We start from the raw sequence: 18,483 nt of genomic DNA, 5'->3' as shown, positions 1-18,483 counted from the left end.
TCGGAGAGCGTTACGCGGTCAGACGGGATGCGTCTTGCGCGATGACCAACTCTTCGTTGGTCGGGATAACCAGCGCCAGGCGGCTACCGTCTTTGGTGATGGCACCGGATTTACCGAAGCGAGCAGCCATGTTGCGCTCGTGGTCAATCTCGAAGCCCAGCAGGCCCAGTTTGTTCAGGGTCAGTTCACGCACCATACCGGCGTTTTCACCGATGCCGCCGGTGAAGATCACTGCGTCCAGACGGCCGTCCATCAGTGCGCTGTAGGCACCGATGTATTTGGCCAGGCGGTGGCAGAATACGTCCATCGCACGCTTGGCGTCGGCTTTGCTTTCGTAGTTGTCTTCAACATAACGGCAGTCGCTGGTGACTTCGGTCAGGCCCAGCAGGCCAGACTCTTTGGTCAGCATTTTGTTGATTTGATCAACGCTCATGCCCAGGGAGTCGTGCAGGTGGAAGATGATGGCCGGATCGATGTCACCGCTGCGGGTGCCCATCACCAGGCCTTCCAGTGGGGTCAGACCCATGGAGGTGTCAACGCATTTGCCGTTGCGCACTGCGGTAACGGAACCGCCGTTGCCCAGATGACAGGTGATCAGGTTGACTTCTTCAACCGGCTTGTTAAGTGCCTTGGCTGCTTCCTGAGTTACGTAGAAGTGGCTGGTGCCGTGTGCGCCATAGCGACGAACGCTGTGGTCGCGGTACAGGCTGTACGGCAGGGCGTACAGGTAGGACTCTTCCGGCATGGTCTGGTGGAATGCGGTGTCGAACACGGCAACGTTTTTATCCGCCAGTTTAGGGAAGGATTTCAATGCCTCAGCGATACCGATCAGGTGTGCTGGGTTATGCAGTGGTGCAAATGGTACCGCATCTTTGATACCCTGCAATACATCGTCGTTGATCACGGCAGAAGCGGTAAACTTCTCGCCGCCGTGCACAATGCGGTGACCGATAGCGGTCAGCTGGGCAGAAAGCTCCGGTTTTTGTGCCAGAATAGTATTAACAATGTAGTTCAGTGCTTCGCTGTGCGCAGCGCCGGCACCCAGAGCCGCTTCGTGTTTGGCGCCGTCCATCTTCCATTTGAGGCGAGCCTCAGGCAGGTGGAAACATTCGGCCAGGCCGGAGAGGTGTTCTTCACCGTTGACAGCATCGATGATAGCGAACTTCAGGGAAGAACTGCCGCAGTTCAGGACCAGTACTAGCTTACTCGACATGGAAGTACCTACTTAAATAGTTCGTGTTGTTAAAGGAAAGACCAAAACACGTGGTGAATTAATCGTCAATCAGACAACAAGCGTAGCGCATAATGCCGTTGACATTTATGATTAACATCATGTGAATTGAACAAAGCACATGACGATGAAAAAACCGATGATTTCTCTGCGGTTTAAATAATCTTGATTTTTATAGGGCTAAAAGTTGACAGAATTCTTGTCATCTTCTACCGGCCAAAAGGCCGGCCTAGGATACCGATAGCCTGAGGCAAACACAAAATAAATTTAAAGCTTCAACTTTTTTAGTATTGTGTTGGCTGTGTCCTTATTTTCTTTGTGACGTTGAGGTACGCAATGACGAGCAAACCGTCCGGTTCCGTAAGCTGGTTTCAGGTCTTCCAGCGCGGGCAGCATTATATGAAAACCTGGCCGTCAGACAAACGTCTGGCTCCGGTCTTTCCGGAGAATCGCGTTGCGAGTGCCACCCGTTTTGCCGTCCGCTTTATGCCGCCGCTGGCGGTGTTTACCCTGACCTGGCAGATAGCCATGGGCGGTCAACTAGGCCCGGCCATCGCCACTGCACTGTTCGCCTGCAGCATGCCGATGCAGGGATTGTGGTGGTTGGGCCGCCGTTCGGTTACTCCGTTGCCGCCAACGCTGCTGCAATGGTTCCACGAAGTCCGTAACAAGCTGACCGAAGCCGGCCAGGCGGTCGCGCCGGTAGAAGGCACACCGACCTATCAGGCGTTGGCGGATCTGCTGAAACGCGCCTTCAAGCAGTTGGATAAAACCTTTCTGGATGACCTGTAATCTCAAGCATGGCCGCATTGATTGCGGCCTTGTTACCTGTTCCGGCCAATAACCCCGGTTTAAATCAAAGAACCGGCGAGTTGTGATTTCCTGCGATATTGCGCTGTGCGATGCTTCCGCCATAAGCAATTTATCGAGGAAATGATGATGGAAATGACCCACGCCCAACGGCTGATCCTGTCGAACCAATACAAAATGATGACCCTGCTGGATCCGGATAACGCCGAGCGTTATCGCCGCCTGCAAACTATTATCGAACGCGGTTTTGGCCTGCAAATGCGCGAGCTGGATCGGGATTTTGGCGAAATGAGCGAAGACGTGTGCCGCACCATTATCAATGTGATGGAAATGCACCATGCGCTGCAGGTTTCCTGGGACAATCTGAAAGAAAAACAGGGTATTGAGGCCCGCCGCCTGGCGTTTCTCGGCTTTGATGCCGCAACGGAAGCGCGTTATCTGAGCTATGTGCGTTTCCTTGTGACCACCGAGGGACGCTATACTCATTTCGATTCCGGCAGCCACGGCTTTAACGCCCAAACCAAAATGTGGGATAAGTACCAGCGGATGCTGGCTATCTGGCTGTCATGCCCACGCCAATATCACTTGAGCGCCGTAGAGATAGCGCAAATTATCAATGCCTGATTAAAAGAGGTTTCCTGTGGAGTGTAAGGGTTTTCTGTTCGATCTTGATGGGACGTTGGTTGATTCACTGCCGGCGGTAGAGCGCGCCTGGATTAACTGGGCCAAACGCCGCGGCATTAATCCGCAGGACGTACTGGATTTTATTCACGGTAAACAGGCCATTACCTCGTTGCGTCACTTTATGCCGGGTGAAAGTGAGGCGGCCATTCAGCAGGAATTTCTGCTGCTGGAGCAGGTGGAAGCGCAGGACACCGACGGCGTCACGGCATTACCGGGGGCTGCTGCCTTGCTCGATTGCCTCAATCGTCTCGACATCCCATGGGCGATCGTGACCTCAGGCTCGATCCCGGTTGCCAGCGCCCGCCGTAATGCCGGTGGTTTGCCGCAGCCGGAGGTGTTTATTACCGCCGAGCAGGTGAAGCATGGCAAGCCACAGCCTGATGCCTATTTGCTGGGGGCTGAGCGCCTGGGGCTGGCACCACAGGATTGTGTGGTGGTGGAAGACGCCGCCGCAGGTATTCTTTCCGGGCTGGCCGCGGGCTGCCAGGTGATTGCGGTCAACGCACCGGCCGATGCGCCCAAGCTGGATCAAGTCGACCTGTTACTGTCGTCGCTTGAACAGATTGCGGTAAGTAAAACCGAGCAGGGCGCGACGATTAGCCTGGTGGCGTAACGGCCCTATCTTCACCCGAATTGATTAGACCCCGCATCGGCGGGGTTTTTTTATGCTAATTTTTAAGCCCTTGGATATCTTTGCCGGATGAGGCCGTTTTGAACAGCGAATTACTGTGGGTGCTGAGTTTACTGTTGATTGCCATCGTGCTGTTCACCACCAACAAACTGCGTATGGACGTAGTGGCGTTGCTGGTGATCATCGCCTTTGTGCTGAGCGGTACGTTGACCCTGTCGGAGGCCACGGTGGGCTTCAGCGATCCCAACGTGATCCTGATCGCCGCGCTGTTCGTGATTGGTGAAGGGTTGGTGCGCACCGGCGTGGCTTACCAGGTGGGCGACTGGCTGGTGAAGGTGGCCGGCAGCAGCGAAACCAGAATGCTGATGTTGCTGATGGTCACCGTGGCCGGCCTGGGAGCTTTTATGAGTTCGACCGGCGTGGTGGCGATCTTTATTCCGGTGGTGCTCAGCGTGGCGGCGCGGATGAAAATCCCCCCGGGCAGGTTGATGATGCCGCTGAGTTTTGCCGGTTTAATTAGCGGCATGATGACGCTGGTGGCGACGCCGCCGAACATGGTGGTGAACAGTGAACTGGTGCGCGAGGGCATTGGCGGCTTTGGCTTCTTTGCCGTGACGCCGGTCGGCTTGGCGGTGCTGGTGCTGGGCGTGGGTTATATGCTGGTGGCCCGGCGCTGGCTGGGCAATGAAGATGGTGATAAAACGCGTGAAACCTGGCAGCGCCGTACCTTCCGCGATCTGATCCGTGACTATAAGCTGACCGGTCGTGCCCGTCGACTGGCGCTGCGCAGCGGCTCGCCGCTGGTCGGTCATTCACTCGATGAGTTGCATCTGCGTGCCCGTTACGGCGCCAACGTGGTGGGGATTGAACGTTGGAAGCGCTTCCGGCGGGTGATGGTTAGCGCGTCCGGCAGCACCGAACTGCGGGAAGGGGATGTGCTGCTGCTCGACATGTCGGACAGCCAGGTCGATTTGCGCGAGTTCTGCAGCGAGCAGCAGCTGGAGCCGATGGTTCTGCGCGGCGATTATTTCTCTGAGCAGTCGCGTAACGTCGGCATGGCGGAAGTCTCGCTGATCCCCGATTCAACGTTGTTGGGCAAAAGCCTGCGTGAATCCACTTTCCGTAGTCGTTATGATTTGAACGTGGTCGGTATTCGCCGCAATGGCGAAACCCTGGCAGGCAAGCTGGTGGATGAGCCTCTGGCGTTGGGCGATATTCTGTTGGTGATCGGCGACTGGAAGGCGATCCGCCAGTTGCAGGCGAAAACCCATGATTTTATCGTGCTCAATCTGCCGGCCGAAGTTGACGAAGTGGCACCGGCCATCACCCAGGCACCGCACGCCTTGTTCTGTCTGGCGCTGATGGTGGCGATGATGCTGACCGATGAAATCCCCAACCCGATCGCCGCGCTGATTGCCTGCCTGCTGATGGGCAAGTTCCGCTGTATCGACATGGAAAGCGCCTATAAATCGATTCACTGGCCGAGCATTATCTTGATTGTCGGCATGATGCCGTTTGCCCAGGCATTGCAAAAAACCGGCGGGGTCGATTTGATCGTGCGTGGGTTAATGGACGTCGCCGGTGATGCCGGGCCGCGGGTGATGCTGGTATGCCTGTTTGCGCTGTGTGCCACTATTGGCCTGTTTATCTCCAATACCGCCACCGCGGTATTGATGGCACCGATCGCCATTGCCGCTGCACGAGAAATGGGCGTTTCGCCGTATCCCTTCGCCATGATTATTGCCATTGCCGCTTCGGCTGCGTTTATGACGCCGGTTTCTTCGCCGGTGAACACGCTGGTGCTGGGGCCGGGGAATTATAAGTTCGGGGATTTCGTGCGTATTGGCGTGCCGTTCACGCTGTTGGTGATGCTGGTCAGCGTGATTATTGTGCCCTGGCTATATGCATTTTGATTGAAGGCGCAGCGTGCTGCGCCATGAAAATTACAGGGAAGAGTCCAGGCTGATTTCATCCAGCGACAGGCTGAAGCTGGGAATAAACACCTTCATGAAATAATCCATCTCCGGGCTGCTGCGTTGCTGCAGGGTTTTTTCCAGCCGCGCTTTCGCCAGCTTGAATTCGTTATTGCCGGCGGACAGCTCCTCCAGACATTTCAGGTAGGCGCACAGCGCATCGGCCTGTTTCACCACCAATTTTTCGTCTTCGGTGTAATAGTGTTCGTCGAGGATCGAGCGGAAATCGTTACGCAATTCTTCCGGGATCATATCCAGCAGTTTCTGTTGGGCGATCTTTTCGATCTTCTTGTACTCGTGGGCGATCTGCGGGTTGTAGTATTTGATTGGCGTCGGCATATCGCCGGTAATCACTTCGCTGGCATCGTGGTACATCGCCAGCAGGGCGACGCGATCGGCGCTCAGGTTGCCATTGAACTTGCGGTTTTTGATCACCGCCAGCGCATGGGCAACAAATGCCACCTGCAGGCTGTGCTCGGAAACGTTCTCGGTGCGGACATTGCGCATCAGCGGCCAGCGATTAATCAGTTTCAAGCGGGACAGATGGGCAAAAAAGTGGCTCTGGCTCATGGTGCTCTCTTTTACAACGGCAAGTGAGGGCTCCATTGTGAGCAGTGATGGCGGGTTATGCAACTCGGGCCGTGCGGTTAAGGTTTGGGGGGAATGGGGGGCAGCAGGCTGCCCCCGCTGAAATTACTGACGATAGCCTTCCAGGAAACGACCCAGTTTGCCCACCGCCATTTCCAGTTCATCTACTCGTGGCAGCGTCACGATGCGCACGTGGTCCGGGTACGGCCAGTTGAAGGCGCTGCCCTGCACCAGCAGCACTTTTTCCTGCAGCAGCAGATCCAGCACCAATTTCTGATCATCGTGAATATTAAAGCGTTTGGCATCGATGCGCGGGAACATATACAGCGCGCCCTGAGGCTTCACGCAGGAAACGCCCGGGATCTGATTCAACAACTCCCAGGTGCGGTTGCGCTGTTCATACAGACGGCCGCCGGGTTGAATAAATTCGTTGATACTCTGGTAACCGCCCAACGCCGTTTGGATCGCGTGCTGCATCGGCACGTTGGCGCACAGGCGCATCGACGCCAGCATTTCCAGCCCTTCGATATAGCCCTTGGCGTGCTTCTTCGGCCCGTTCAGTACCATCCACCCCTGACGGAAACCGGCCACACGGTAAGTTTTGGACAGCCCGTTGAAGGTGACGGTCAGCAGATCCGGCGCCAGCGCAGCGATCGAATGGTGTTCGGCTTCGTCATACAGGATCTTGTCGTAGATCTCATCGGAGAAGATGATCAGGTTGTGCTGACGGGCTATCTCAACAATCTGCTCCAGCAGCTCTTTGCTATAGACCGCGCCGGTCGGGTTGTTCGGGTTGATGATCACAATGCCACGGGTGCGTGGGGTGATCTTGCTGATGATATCATCCAGGTCTGGGAACCAGCCGGCCTCTTCATCACACAGGTAGTGCACGGCTTTGCCGCCGGACAGCGAAACTGCCGCGGTCCACAGCGGGTAATCCGGCGCCGGTACCAGCATTTCGTCGCCGCTGTTGAGCAGTGCCTGCATGGATTGCACGATCAGCTCGGAAACCCCATTACCGATGTAGATATCCTCAACGGTTACGTCACGTATGTTGCGCGCCTGGTAGTGCTGCATGATCGCTTTACGTGCCGAGAAGAGCCCTTTGGAGTCGGAATAGCCTTGCGCCGTGGGCAGATTGCGGATCACGTCGACCAGGATTTCGTCAGGGGCGTCAAAACCAAACGGGGCAGGGTTACCGATGTTCAGTTTGAGGACTTTGTTACCTTCTTCTTCAAGACGTTTAGCTTCTTTGAGCACCGGGCCGCGAATGTCATAACAGACGTTGTCCAGTTTGCTGGATTTCTCAATGGGGGACATAGAAAGTTGAGCCTTTTGCTGGGATGGGGGCGTTCCTACCGTGGAACACCGCAACCTGCCCAATGTACTCCTGGCGCTGACGCTTTTGAAGGGTTGTGCACGCCTTTGGTGCAAACGAAGGGCCCAGAGGAAGATTTCAGGGATTATAAACAAGATTAAAGTGTTTTGTTGGTGTTTAGTTCTTTAATTTGTTTGGTTTTAAGTTTTTAAATCTGATTTGATGGGTGTGTGCAGACCTATAAAGGTCCAGTTGATCAACGCTGTGCTAACAAAAGGGGCTTTACTGTTAAGCCACAGAGGGGATTTAACGGAGCTAAAATGTAAAGAAATGATAATGCCAGAGTCGTCTGATGGCAGTTTGCCCACCGGCGAACCAAACTGAATCATAAGAAAATTCACATTAGTACTATTTTAGTTTCTCTGTTAAGCCACGTTTAAGTAGTTATTCCCTAGTTATTCACGGGATAAATGTTACTGATTGAATTTATTAAAATCATTAAAAAATGTACCGGCTGTAACAAGAGAAACCTCTTACTCTTTCACGTATAGGAAGACGCCCAAGCCAGTCTGGCTGCGGAGGTTGTGCAGCACAATTGGTGTGGTAATCCTGCTATCTGAGTGAGTAAAATATTTTGTTCGGTAAAAATGAAACACTTGCACCACTTATAACGTCAGGCGTTGTATAAGCATTCCCGATAGATCACATTTTAAAAGGCGATAGAGGTAACGAAATAAAAGTAATTTTTTGCCCTCCACTAATGAGTGGGGTACTGTCATGTCTGGCATCGTCCCTTTTAAACGATGTCTTAGAAACACACCAGGGTAGTTTGTAAATATAGAATTTAAAAAGTGAAGAAAACACTATGACAACTGCAAATCGTCCGATACTCAATCTCGACCTCGATCTGCTAAGAACCTTTGTAGCTGTTGCTGATTTGAATACTTTTGCGGCGGCGGCAGTCGCCGTTTGTCGTACTCAATCAGCCGTCAGCCAACAAATGCAGCGGTTAGAGCAACTGGTTGGCAAAGAGTTGTTTGCCCGTCATGGGCGCAACAAATTATTGACCGAACACGGTATTCAGCTTCTCGGCTACGCCAGGAAAATCCTGCGCTTCAACGACGAAGCCTGTACTTCTCTGATGTACAACAATATTAAAGGTGTTCTGACTATTGGCGCTTCTGATGATACCGCCGATACCATCCTGCCTTTCCTGCTTAACCGCGTCACTTCGGTGTACCCAAAACTGGCGATTGATGTCCGGGTGAAACCCAGCTCGTTCATGATCGACATGCTGGAAAACGGTGAAGTCGATCTGGCGATTACCACTATGGCTACCGCAGATCGCCCGCACATTGTGCTGCGTACTTCGCCAACCCTGTGGTATTGCGCGGCGGATTACCATTTCCAGGCCGGTGAGCCGATCCCGTTGGTGGTGATGGACGAACCCAGTCCGTTCCGCTCGATGGCGATCGAACATCTGGATAACGCCGGGATCCCATGGCGAATTGCTTATGTGGCTTCGACGTTGTCCGCCGTCCGCGCCGCCTGTAAGGCAGGATTGGGCATCACCGTTCGGCCGATTGAAATGATGAGCCCGGATCTGCGGGTGCTCGGTGCAATGGAAGGGCTACCGGCACTGCCAGATACTCAATATAGCCTGTGCCAGGATACCCAGTGCGGTAATGAGCTGGCGATGGCGATTTTTAGCACCATGCAGAACGGCAACGACAACTACAGCTTCAGTGGGGCGAGTAGCTCACTGCAAGATGACACCTGTCTGGTTGACGATGAGGAATAACGCCCAAAAGCGTTAAACCGGGTAATAAAAACCTCTGCTTCGGCGGAGGTTTTTTTTGCCCTGAATTCGATGAAAGTTGAACTTATGAGTGTTTCGATTGATTTTTAAATCGAAATTATTATTTGTTTGGATTAAAGATGGTTGATGAGAACAGTTATCAGACGAAAAAATAGTCTTTCGGTGATTTTTTGAACGAATAATTATAAAGGTAAAGGCCTGGAAACAATATGGTTATTTTGGTAGTTTGTGGCGGGCCAATTTGACCGGCGGGATTGACAAAAATTATTAAAGGGCCACACTTTTTTTGAGGGTTTATGCTGAAAACGTGTCCTGGATCAAAAAAATACCCCTAGGTAGTGAGTGGAAGAACAGGAGATTCCTGAGACAATGGTATAGTAAAACTGAAATGAGCATGTTGGTTTATATCTATCTGTTTCTACACATCAATTAACTGACACGATTTAGCCTAAGCCGGTCGCATCAAATGTTAATTAAATGATGAGTATGTAAACTAGTGTGTAGATACTTTTGTCAAAGTTGACAAAAGGTTATAGAAAGGAGTAAAAAGCCCACAGTAAAACGCTGGCTAACTTGCTGTAATAGCAGTTTGTTTGTGTGGTTTATTTATCCTTCCCTTAAATCGATGTGGTGCACTAACTGCCAGAAACAAGAGCAGAGCGATCGACGCCACTTTTGATGAGTAAGCATAGAGTATGTCAACAACCACTGAAGTTATCGCTCATCACTGGGCGTTCGCCGTATTTTTTGTCGTGGCAATCGGGCTTTGCTGTTTAATGCTGATGGGCGCGTTCTTCCTGGGCGGGAGAGCCCGTGCGCGCGCCAAACATACCCCGTTTGAATCTGGTATCGACTCGGTCGGTACGGCGCGTATGCGTCTGTCCGCCAAGTTCTACCTGGTCGCCATGTTCTTCGTTATTTTCGATGTTGAAGCCTTGTACCTTTATGCCTGGTCGGTCTCCATACGTGAGAGCGGTTGGGTAGGCTTTATCGAAGCCGCCATTTTCATTTTGGTGTTATTGGCTGGGCTGGTTTATCTGGTGCGTATTGGCGCATTGGATTGGACTCCGGTGCGCTCCAGGCGCCAGAGCAAGCCAGGCACAATCAAAAACGCCACCAACAGTCACCCGCAGTAGTCGGTTAAAAACGAGGCATTAAGATGGACTATACGCTCACCCGCATAGACCCGAACGGTGAGAACGACCGTTACCCCCTGCAAAAACAGGAGGTCGTCGCCGATCCCCTGGATCAACAGGTTCACCGCACGGTTTACATGGGTAAACTCGAACATGCATTGCATGACATGGTGAACTGGGGGCGTAAAAACTCTATTTGGCCGTATAACTTCGGTCTTTCGTGCTGCTACGTGGAGATGGTGACTTCGTTTACCGCCGTTCACGACGTGGCCCGTTTTGGCGCTGAAGTTCTGCGTGCATCGCCACGTCAGGCTGACCTGATGGTGGTGGCCGGTACCTGCTTCACCAAAATGGCCCCGGTTATTCAACGTCTGTACGAACAGATGCTGGAGCCAAAATGGGTGATCTCCATGGGTGCCTGTGCCAACTCCGGCGGCATGTACGATATTTATTCCGTGGTACAGGGCGTGGACAAGTTCCTGCCGGTCGACGTGTACATTCCTGGCTGTCCACCGCGTCCGGAAGCTTACATGCAGGCACTGATGCTGTTGCAGGAGTCTATTGGCAAAGAACGCCGTCCGCTGTCCTGGGTTGTCGGCGATCAGGGTGTTTACCGTGCCAACATGCAGTCTGAAAGAGAGCGTAAACACGGCGAGCGTATCGCAGTGACCAATCTTCGGACGCCTGACGAGATTTAAGACGTTCATTTAACGTCCATCTTAGTGCGCTATTGGTTAACACAGCGAAAAGTGAACTTGCGGCGAAATAACCCTTCAGTGTGGTGAAAAAAATTATGACAGATTCAACGACGCACGACGCATTGCCGGCCTGGCAAACCAGAGATCACCTTGACGATCCGGTGATTGGCGAACTGCGCAACCGTTTTGGGCCGGAAGCCTTTACTGTTCAGCCCACCCGTACCGGAATGCCCGTGGTATGGGTCAAACCTGACCAGTTACTGGAAGTAATGACGTTTTTGAGAAAGCAGCCGAAGCCTTATGTCATGCTGTTCGATCTGCATGGCGTGGACGAGCGTCTTCGCACCCACCGCGACGGTTTACCGGCTGCGGATTTTTCTGTTTTCTATCATCTGATTTCTATCGAACGCAACCGCGACATCATGCTGAAAGTGGCGCTGTCTGAAAAAGACCTGCACGTGCCCACAGCGACCAAGGTTTTCCCGAATGCCAACTGGTATGAGCGTGAAACCTGGGAAATGTTCGGTATTACCTTCGACGGCCACCCGCACCTGTCGCGCATCATGATGCCGCAAACCTGGGAAGGCCACCCGCTGCGTAAAGACTACCCGGCGCGCGCCACCGAGTTCGATCCCTTTGTGTTGACCAAACAGAAAGAAGATCTGGAAATGGAAGCGCTGACCTTCAAACCTGAAGACTGGGGCATGAAGCGCGGCACCGAGAACGAGGACTTCATGTTCCTTAACCTCGGCCCGAACCACCCGTCTGCGCACGGTGCATTCCGTATCATTCTGCAGTTGGATGGCGAAGAGATTGTCGACTGCGTACCGGATATCGGTTACCACCACCGTGGCGCCGAGAAGATGGGCGAGCGTCAGTCCTGGCACAGCTACATTCCGTACACTGACCGTATCGAGTACCTCGGCGGCTGCGTGAACGAAATGCCTTACGTGCTGGCGGTTGAGAAACTGGCCGGTATCAAGGTGCCGGATCGCGTTGATACTATCCGCGTGATGCTGTCCGAACTGTTCCGTATCAACAGCCACCTGCTGTACATCAGTACCTTCATTCAGGACGTCGGCGCCATGACCCCGGTGTTCTTCGCCTTTACCGACCGTCAGAAAATCTACGATCTGGTTGAAGCGATCACCGGTTTCCGTATGCACCCGGCCTGGTTCCGTATTGGCGGTGTCGCACACGACCTGCCGCGCGGTTGGGATCGTCTGCTGCGCGAGTTCCTTGAGTGGATGCCAAAACGTCTGGATTCCTACGTCAAGGCTGCGTTGAAGAACAGCATCCTGAAGGGCCGTTCCGTTGGCGTGGCATCCTACAACGCTAAAGAAGCGTTGGAGTGGGGCGTCACTGGCGCGGGTCTGCGTGCCACCGGTATCGAATTTGATGTGCGCAAATGGCGTCCGTATTCCGGCTATGAGAATTTCGACTTCGAAGTTCCGGTCGGTGACGGCAACAGCGACTGCTACACCCGCGTGATGCTGAAGGTGGAAGAGCTGCGTCAGAGTCTGCGCATTCTCGAACAGTGCCTGAACAACATGCCGGAAGGCCCGTTCAAGGCCGATCACCCGCTGACCACGCCGCCGCCGAAAGAGCGCACGCTGCAGCACATTGAAACGCTGATCACCCACTTCCTGCAGGTTTCCTGGGGCCCGGTGATGCCAGCCAACGAATCATTCCAGATGATTGAAGCCACTAAAGGGATCAACAGCTACTACCTGACCAGTGACGGCAGCACCATGAGCTACCGCACCCGGGTACGTACGCCAAGCTTTGCGCACCTGCAGCAAATCCCAGCGGTAATCCGTGGCAGCCTGGTCTCCGACCTGATCGTCTATCTGGGTAGTATCGATTTTGTAATGTCAGATGTGGACCGCTAACTATGCATGATCAAAAAGACAATCACGCGAATAACCAAGCGCTTGAACCTATCAATGCGGCCGCTCCCCAGAGCGGCGTTGATGCATTTGAGCTGAGTGCGGAAGAACGTGATGCGATCGAGCACGAAAAGCACCATTACGAGGATCCACGCGCCGCCTCCATTGAAGCACTGAAAATTGTGCAGAAGCAGCGCGGCTGGGTTCCGGATGGGGCGATTCATGCCATCGCGGAGCTGCTGGGCATTCCTGCCAGCGACGTAGAAGGCGTGGCCACGTTCTACAGCCAGATTTTCCGTCAGCCAGTAGGGCGCCACGTGATCCGTTATTGTGACAGCGTTGTTTGTCACATCACCGGTTACCAGGGCATTCAGGCCGCCATTGAGAAGAAGCTGAGCATCAAACCGGGTCAAACCACCTTTGATGGCCGTTTCACTCTGCTGCCAACCTGCTGCCTGGGCAACTGCGATAAAGGGCCAACCATGATGATTGATGAGGACACTCACAGTCAGCTGAAGCCTGAAGATATCGAGACGCTACTGGAGCAGTATCAATGATTAAAGACATTGTACGCACTCCCGAAATGCACCCGCTGACCTGGCGGCTGCGCGATGACAAACAGCCGGTCTGGCTGGATGAATACCGCAGCAAAAACGGCTATGCCGGTGCCGAAAAGGCCATCAAGGGCATGGCTCCGGACGAGATCGTCTCCCTGGTGAAAGACGCCGGGCTGAAAGGCCGCGGCGGTGCAGGTTTCTCCACCGGTCTGAAGTGGAGCCTGATGCCGAAAGACGAATCCATGAACATCCGTTACCTGCTGTGTAACGCCGATGAAATGGAGCCGGGCACCTATAAAGACCGCTTGCTGATGGAACAACTGCCGCACCTGTTGGTGGAAGGCATGTTGATCTCGGCGTTCGCGCTGAAGGCCTATCGCGGTTACATCTTCCTGCGCGGTGAGTACATCGAAGCTGCGGTGCATTTGCGCCGGGCGATCGCCGAAGCTACCGAAGCCGGTTATTTGGGTAAGAACATCATGGGCAGCGGCTTCGACTTCGAGCTGATTGTTCATACCGGTGCCGGTCGCTACATCTGTGGCGAAGAAACCGCCTTGATCAACTCGCTGGAAGGCCGCCGTGCCAACCCGCGTTCCAAGCCACCATTCCCGGCTTCCTCCGGCGTCTGGGGCAAACCGACCTGCGTCAATAACGTAGAAACCCTGTGTAACGTTCCGGCGATCCTTGAAGGCGGCGTTGACTGGTACAAGGGGATCTCCGCCGGCAAGAGTAACGACGCCGGTACCAAACTGATGGGCTTCTCCGGCCGGGTGAAAAACCCAGGCGTTTGGGAGCTGCCGTTTGGCACCACCGCACGTGAAATTCTGGAAGATTACGCCGGTGGCATGCGTGACGGTCTGCGTTTCAAAGCCTGGCAGCCAGGCGGCGCGGGCACCGACTTCCTGACCGCCGATCACCTCGATCTGCCGATGGACTTCGAGAGCATCGGTAAAGCCGGTAGCCGTCTCGGTACCGCGCTGGCGATGGCAGTAGACCACGAGATTGGCATGGTTCCGCTGGTGCGCAACCTGGAAGAATTTTTCTCTCGCGAATCCTGCGGCTGGTGTACGCCATGCCGTGACGGTCTGCCGTGGAGCGTGAAGATCCTGCGTGCGCTGGAAAATGGCGAAGGGCAGCCGGGGGATATCGAAACCCTTGAGCAGCTGTGCCGTTCTCTCGGCCCGGGCAAAACCTTCTGTGCCCACGCGCCAGGTGCCGTAGAGCCACTGCAAAGCGCAATTAAATATTTCCGTGAAGAGTTCGAAGCGGGCATCAAAGTGAAGCACTTCAGCAACGCGCATGCGATTGGCGGTATTCAGGCCAATAATCTGCTGAAGCAACGCTGGTAAGCCGACTCGCCCCGACGACACGGCCAGAATTTTTGATTAACGCCTGCCGCAAGGCAGGCCACTTGGAAGCATGCTGACTATGGCTACGATTCATGTAGACGGCAAAGAATACGACGTAGATGGGGCCGACAACCTGCTGCAGGCTTGTCTCTCCCTCGGGCTCGATATTCCTTACTTTTGCTGGCATCCGGCGCTGGGAAGCGTCGGCGCTTGCCGCCAATGTGCGGTAAAGCAATACCAAAACGCGGAAGATACGCGTGGCCGTTTGGTGATGTCTTGTATGACACCGGCATCCGATGGAACCTTTATTTCCATCGACGATGGCGAAGCCAAACAGTTCCGTGAAAGCGTGGTTGAGTGGTTGATGACCAACCACCCGCACGACTGTCCGGTATGTGAAGAAGGCGGTAACTGTCACCTGCAGGATATGACAGTAATGACCGGCCACAGCTTCCGTAAATACCGTTTCAGTAAGCGTACTCACAACAACCAGGAGCTGGGGCCGTTTATCTCGCATGAGATGAACCGCTGTATCGCCTGTTACCGCTGTGTGCGCTACTACAAGGACTATGCGGACGGCACCGACTTCGGTGTTTACGGCGCGCACGACAACGTCTACTTCGGTCGTACCGAGAGCGGCACGCTGGAAAGCGAGTTCTCCGGTAACCTGGTGGAAGTGTGCCCGACCGGTGTGTTCACCGACAAAACCCACTCCGAGCGTTATAACCGTAAGTGGGACATGCAGTTTGCGCCAAGCATCTGCCAGCAGTGCAGCATCGGCTGTAACACCAGCCCGGGCGAGCGCTATGGCGAACTGCGTCGTATCGAAAACCGTTATAACGGCAGCGTGAACCATTACTTCCTGTGTGACCGCGGCCGCTTCGGTTATGGCTACGTAAACCAGAAAGATCGTCCGCGTCAGCCACAACAACTGCGTGGCAACGACTGGATCACCCTGAACGCCGAGCAGGCGATGCAGGGCGCGGCGGACATCCTGCGTCAGGCGAAGAAAACCATCGGCATTGGCTCACCACGCGCCAGCCTGGAAAGTAACTTCGCACTGCGTGATTTGGTCGGTGCCGAGAACTTCTATACCGGTATCTCGCAGGCCGAGCAGGGCCGTCTGGACCTGATGCTGAACGTGCTGCAAAACAGCGGCGTTCACACCCCTGCGCTGCGCGAAATCGAAGGTTACGACGCGGTGTTGGTGTTGGGTGAAGACTTGACCCAGACCGGCGCACGTATTGCCCTGTCGGTACGTCAGGCGGTGAAGGGCAAGGCTCGCGCCATGGCTGCGGCCCAACGCGTTGCCGACTGGCAGATTGCTGCGGTGCAGAACATCGGCCAGCACGCTAAACACCCGCTGTTTGTCACCAACGTGGATAACACCCGTCTGGACGATATCGCGGCATGGAACTACCGCGCACCGGTGGATGAGCAGGCGCGCTTCGGCTTCGCTATCGCCCATGCGCTGGACAACGCGGCACCGGCAGTCAACGATTTGGCTGACGGCCTGAACAAGAAAGTCGACATCATCGTGCAGGCGCTGACTGACGCGCGTAAACCGCTGATTATCACCGGCAGCAACGCCGGTAGCGAAGCCATCATCGAAGCGGCGGCCAACATCGCCAAGGCGCTGAAGGATCGCGGTTCTGACGTCGGCATCACCTTCGTCGCCAGCGCTGCCAACAGCATCGGTTTGTCGATGATCGGCGGCGGTTCGCTCGATCAGGCGTTGACCCTGTTGGAAAACGGCGAAGCCGACACGGCCATCGTGATGGAAAACGATCTCTACCGGCATGCGCCGGCGGCGAAAGTGGACGCTGCCCTGGCCAAGGTCAGCAACCTGATCGTGGCCGATCATCAGCGTACCGCCATCATGGATAAAGCCAACCTGATCCTGTCGGCGGCCAGCTTCGCGGAAAGCGACGGGACTCTGGTCAATCAGGAAGGCCGCGCACAGCGTTTCTTCCAGGTTTACGATCCGGCGTACTACGACGATGCGAAAAAAGACGTTCACACCGTGATGCTGGAAAGCTGGCGTTGGATGCACTCGCTGCATTCCACTTATACCAGCCGCCACGTGGATTGGACGCAGCTTGATCATGTGATCGAAGCTTGTGTCACCGCGTTGCCGCAGTTGCAGGGTATCGTCGATGCTGCTCCGGATGCGAGCTTCCGTATCCGTGGTCAGAAACTGGCGCGTTCTCCGATTCGCTCCAGTGGCCGTACGGCGATGCGCGCCAATATCAGCGTGCACGAACCGCGTCAGCCGCAGGATAAAGACACCATGTTCGCCTTCTCAATGGAAGGGAACAACAGCCCGCTGGCCGACCGCCAGCAGATCCCATTCGCCTGGGCACCAGGCTGGAACTCACCGCAAGCCTGGAACAAATTCCAGGCCGAAGTGGGCGGCAAGCTGCGTCATGGCGATCCGGGTGTGCGCTTGATCGAAGCGGGGGAGGGCAAGCTGGGGTACTTCACCCAAGTGCCTGCCGCCTTTGGTCAGCAGCAAGGCTGGCGTGTCGCGCCGTATTACCACCTGTTCGGCAGTGATGAAATGTCACAGCGTTCCGGGGTAATTCAGCAGCGCATGCCGGATGCCTATGTGATGGTCAATCCGACCGATGCTGCTGCGCTGGGCGTCAATGCCGGTGCGCTGGTGGAGTTCAGCTGTGCGGGCCAGACCTTGCGTCTGCCGGTGCGTCTGAGTGAAACCCTGACCCAGGGCCAGGTGGGCTTACCGCTCGGCTTGCCAGGGATCCCGCCGGTACTGGTGGGTGCAACGGTTGAAAATCTGCGGGAGGCGACACGATGAGCTGGTTTACCCCTGAGGTGATCGACATTCTGATCTCCATTCTTAAAGCGGTAGTGATCCTGCTGGTCGTAGTCACCTGTGGGGCATTCATGAGCTTCGGCGAACGCCGTTTGCTCGGTCTGTTCCAGAACCGTTATGGACCAAACCGTGTCGGCTGGGGTGGCTCGCTGCAGCTGGTCGCCGACATGATCAAAATGTTCTTCAAGGAAGACTGGGTACCGAAATTCTCCGACCGGGTGATCTTTACCCTGGCGCCGATGATCGCCTTTACTTCCCTGTTGCTGGCATTTGCCATCGTCCCGGTCAGTCCGACCTGGGCGGTGTCCGACCTCAACATCGGTATTTTGTTCTTCCTGATGATGGCCGGCCTGGCGGTATACGCCGTGCTGTTCGCCGGCTGGTCGAGCAACAACAAATACTCGCTGTTGGGGGCAATGCGTGCTTCTGCGCAAACCCTGAGCTACGAAGTGTTCATCGGCCTGTCGCTGATGGGTGTGGTGGCACAGGCGGACTCCTTCAACATGCAGGCGATCGTTGAATCTCAGGCGCATATGTGGAACGTCATCCCGCAATTCTTTGGTTTCATTACCTTTGCAATTGCCGGCGTGGCGGTGTGTCACCGTCACCCGTTTGACCAACCGGAAGCCGAGCAGGAACTGGCTGACGGTTACCACATTGAATATTCCGGCATGAAGTTCGGGCTGTTCTTTGTGGGTGAATACATAGGTATCGTCACCGTTTCTGCCCTGATTGTGACGTTGTTCTTCGGTGGCTGGCAGGGGCCTTTCCTACCGCCATTCGTCTGGTTCGCGCTGAAAACGGCTTTCTTCATGATGATGTTCATTCTGATTCGTGCTGCTCTGCCACGTCCGCGCTATGACCAGGTGATGTCCTTCGGCTGGAAAGTCTGTCTGCCGTTGACGCTACTGAACCTGCTGGCGACTGCCGCAGTCATTTTGTACAACGCTCAATAAGGGGTGAA

15 protein-coding genes are annotated in these 18,483 nt (G+C 54.8%); 12 read left to right on the top strand and 3 right to left on the bottom strand.

Features of this window, described 5'->3' with window-relative positions:
* Positions 1 to 10: 10 nt before the first annotated feature.
* On the bottom strand, positions 11 to 1,213 hold the full coding sequence (ackA, locus tag E5C26_RS16905) for an acetate kinase (RefSeq protein WP_135317347.1): 1,203 nt from the start codon (positions 1,211 to 1,213) through the stop codon (positions 11 to 13).
* 354 nt (positions 1,214 to 1,567) lie between these two features.
* On the opposite strand from ackA, the gene yfbV reads away from it, so the two are divergent.
* From yfbV to E5C26_RS16885, 4 genes are all read left to right on the top strand, one after another.
* Positions 1,568 to 2,023, top strand: a complete 456-nt coding sequence (gene yfbV / locus E5C26_RS16900; protein ID WP_017893496.1) for a terminus macrodomain insulation protein YfbV — start codon at positions 1,568 to 1,570, stop codon at positions 2,021 to 2,023.
* A gap of 147 nt (positions 2,024 to 2,170) precedes the next feature.
* On the top strand, positions 2,171 to 2,665 hold the full coding sequence (locus E5C26_RS16895; protein WP_135317346.1) for a YfbU family protein: 495 nt from the start codon (positions 2,171 to 2,173) through the stop codon (positions 2,663 to 2,665).
* Between the two features lie 16 nt (positions 2,666 to 2,681).
* Positions 2,682 to 3,338, top strand: coding sequence for a sugar phosphatase (locus E5C26_RS16890; RefSeq protein ID WP_135317345.1), 657 nt, complete (start codon positions 2,682 to 2,684; stop codon positions 3,336 to 3,338).
* Positions 3,339 to 3,436: 98 nt separating this feature from the next.
* Positions 3,437 to 5,269, top strand: a complete 1,833-nt coding sequence (locus E5C26_RS16885) for an SLC13 family permease (RefSeq protein ID WP_240776055.1) — start codon at positions 3,437 to 3,439, stop codon at positions 5,267 to 5,269.
* Positions 5,270 to 5,299: 30 nt separating this feature from the next.
* On the opposite strand, the gene yfbR is transcribed toward E5C26_RS16885, so the two are convergent.
* Positions 5,300 to 5,899 (bottom strand): 5'-deoxynucleotidase, encoded by a 600-nt coding sequence (yfbR, locus tag E5C26_RS16880; RefSeq protein ID WP_017893493.1) that lies wholly within the window; start codon positions 5,897 to 5,899, stop codon positions 5,300 to 5,302.
* A gap of 123 nt (positions 5,900 to 6,022) precedes the next feature.
* Positions 6,023 to 7,237 (bottom strand): pyridoxal phosphate-dependent aminotransferase, encoded by a 1,215-nt coding sequence (locus E5C26_RS16875; RefSeq protein WP_135317343.1) that lies wholly within the window; start codon positions 7,235 to 7,237, stop codon positions 6,023 to 6,025.
* A gap of 863 nt (positions 7,238 to 8,100) precedes the next feature.
* Between E5C26_RS16875 and lrhA the strand changes: the two genes are divergently transcribed.
* The 8 genes from lrhA to nuoH all read left to right on the top strand — a co-directional run bounded on the left by lrhA (position 8,101) and on the right by nuoH (position 18,475).
* Positions 8,101 to 9,036: a transcriptional regulator LrhA gene (gene lrhA, locus E5C26_RS16870; protein ID WP_135317342.1), complete on the top strand. Its 936-nt coding sequence runs from the start codon at positions 8,101 to 8,103 to the stop codon at positions 9,034 to 9,036.
* Between the two features lie 713 nt (positions 9,037 to 9,749).
* A complete protein-coding gene (locus tag E5C26_RS16865) occupies positions 9,750 to 10,190 on the top strand; it encodes an NADH-quinone oxidoreductase subunit A (RefSeq protein WP_012146022.1) in 441 nt (146 codons plus the stop codon).
* A gap of 23 nt (positions 10,191 to 10,213) precedes the next feature.
* On the top strand, positions 10,214 to 10,888 hold the full coding sequence (locus E5C26_RS16860) for a NuoB/complex I 20 kDa subunit family protein (protein ID WP_012146021.1): 675 nt from the start codon (positions 10,214 to 10,216) through the stop codon (positions 10,886 to 10,888).
* A 95-nt stretch (positions 10,889 to 10,983) separates the two neighbouring features.
* On the top strand, positions 10,984 to 12,780 hold the full coding sequence (nuoC, locus tag E5C26_RS16855; protein WP_012146020.1) for an NADH-quinone oxidoreductase subunit C/D: 1,797 nt from the start codon (positions 10,984 to 10,986) through the stop codon (positions 12,778 to 12,780).
* A 2-nt stretch (positions 12,781 to 12,782) separates the two neighbouring features.
* Positions 12,783 to 13,334 (top strand): NADH-quinone oxidoreductase subunit NuoE, encoded by a 552-nt coding sequence (gene nuoE, locus E5C26_RS16850; protein ID WP_012146019.1) that lies wholly within the window; start codon positions 12,783 to 12,785, stop codon positions 13,332 to 13,334.
* The gene (gene nuoF / locus E5C26_RS16845; RefSeq protein WP_135317341.1) at positions 13,331 to 14,683 is read left to right on the top strand and encodes an NADH-quinone oxidoreductase subunit NuoF; all 1,353 of its coding nucleotides are present in this window, start codon (positions 13,331 to 13,333) and stop codon (positions 14,681 to 14,683) included. The genes nuoE and nuoF overlap by 4 nt, the downstream gene beginning before the upstream one ends.
* A gap of 79 nt (positions 14,684 to 14,762) precedes the next feature.
* Positions 14,763 to 17,501, top strand: coding sequence for an NADH-quinone oxidoreductase subunit NuoG (gene nuoG, locus E5C26_RS16840; RefSeq protein ID WP_135317340.1), 2,739 nt, complete (start codon positions 14,763 to 14,765; stop codon positions 17,499 to 17,501).
* A complete protein-coding gene (gene nuoH, locus E5C26_RS16835) occupies positions 17,498 to 18,475 on the top strand; it encodes an NADH-quinone oxidoreductase subunit NuoH (protein WP_135317339.1) in 978 nt (325 codons plus the stop codon). Before nuoG ends, nuoH begins: the two co-directional genes overlap by 4 nt.
* Positions 18,476 to 18,483 lie beyond the last annotated feature (8 nt).

The organism is Serratia proteamaculans (assembly GCF_004684015.1).
Lineage (GTDB): Bacteria > Pseudomonadota > Gammaproteobacteria > Enterobacterales > Enterobacteriaceae > Serratia > Serratia proteamaculans_F.
This window is presented reverse-complemented; position numbering and strand designations above follow the sequence as displayed.

What these genes read in the sequence shown, in the direction of transcription:
- nuoC (WP_012146020.1), top strand. Translation starts at nt 10,984, where the DNA reads ATGACAGATTCAACGACGCACGACGCATTGCCGGCCTGGCAAACCAGA.
- nuoE (WP_012146019.1), top strand. Translation starts at nt 12,783, where the DNA reads ATGCATGATCAAAAAGACAATCACGCGAATAACCAAGCGCTTGAACCT.
- E5C26_RS16895 (WP_135317346.1), top strand. Translation starts at nt 2,171, where the DNA reads ATGGAAATGACCCACGCCCAACGGCTGATCCTGTCGAACCAATACAAA.
- yfbR (WP_017893493.1), bottom strand. Translation starts at nt 5,899, where the DNA reads ATGAGCCAGAGCCACTTTTTTGCCCATCTGTCCCGCTTGAAACTGATT.
- lrhA (WP_135317342.1), top strand. Translation starts at nt 8,101, where the DNA reads ATGACAACTGCAAATCGTCCGATACTCAATCTCGACCTCGATCTGCTA.
- E5C26_RS16860 (WP_012146021.1), top strand. Translation starts at nt 10,214, where the DNA reads ATGGACTATACGCTCACCCGCATAGACCCGAACGGTGAGAACGACCGT.
- ackA (WP_135317347.1), bottom strand. Translation starts at nt 1,213, where the DNA reads ATGTCGAGTAAGCTAGTACTGGTCCTGAACTGCGGCAGTTCTTCCCTG.
- E5C26_RS16875 (WP_135317343.1), bottom strand. Translation starts at nt 7,237, where the DNA reads ATGTCCCCCATTGAGAAATCCAGCAAACTGGACAACGTCTGTTATGAC.
- E5C26_RS16865 (WP_012146022.1), top strand. Translation starts at nt 9,750, where the DNA reads ATGTCAACAACCACTGAAGTTATCGCTCATCACTGGGCGTTCGCCGTA.
- nuoG (WP_135317340.1), top strand. Translation starts at nt 14,763, where the DNA reads ATGGCTACGATTCATGTAGACGGCAAAGAATACGACGTAGATGGGGCC.
- nuoH (WP_135317339.1), top strand. Translation starts at nt 17,498, where the DNA reads ATGAGCTGGTTTACCCCTGAGGTGATCGACATTCTGATCTCCATTCTT.
- yfbV (WP_017893496.1), top strand. Translation starts at nt 1,568, where the DNA reads ATGACGAGCAAACCGTCCGGTTCCGTAAGCTGGTTTCAGGTCTTCCAG.
- nuoF (WP_135317341.1), top strand. Translation starts at nt 13,331, where the DNA reads ATGATTAAAGACATTGTACGCACTCCCGAAATGCACCCGCTGACCTGG.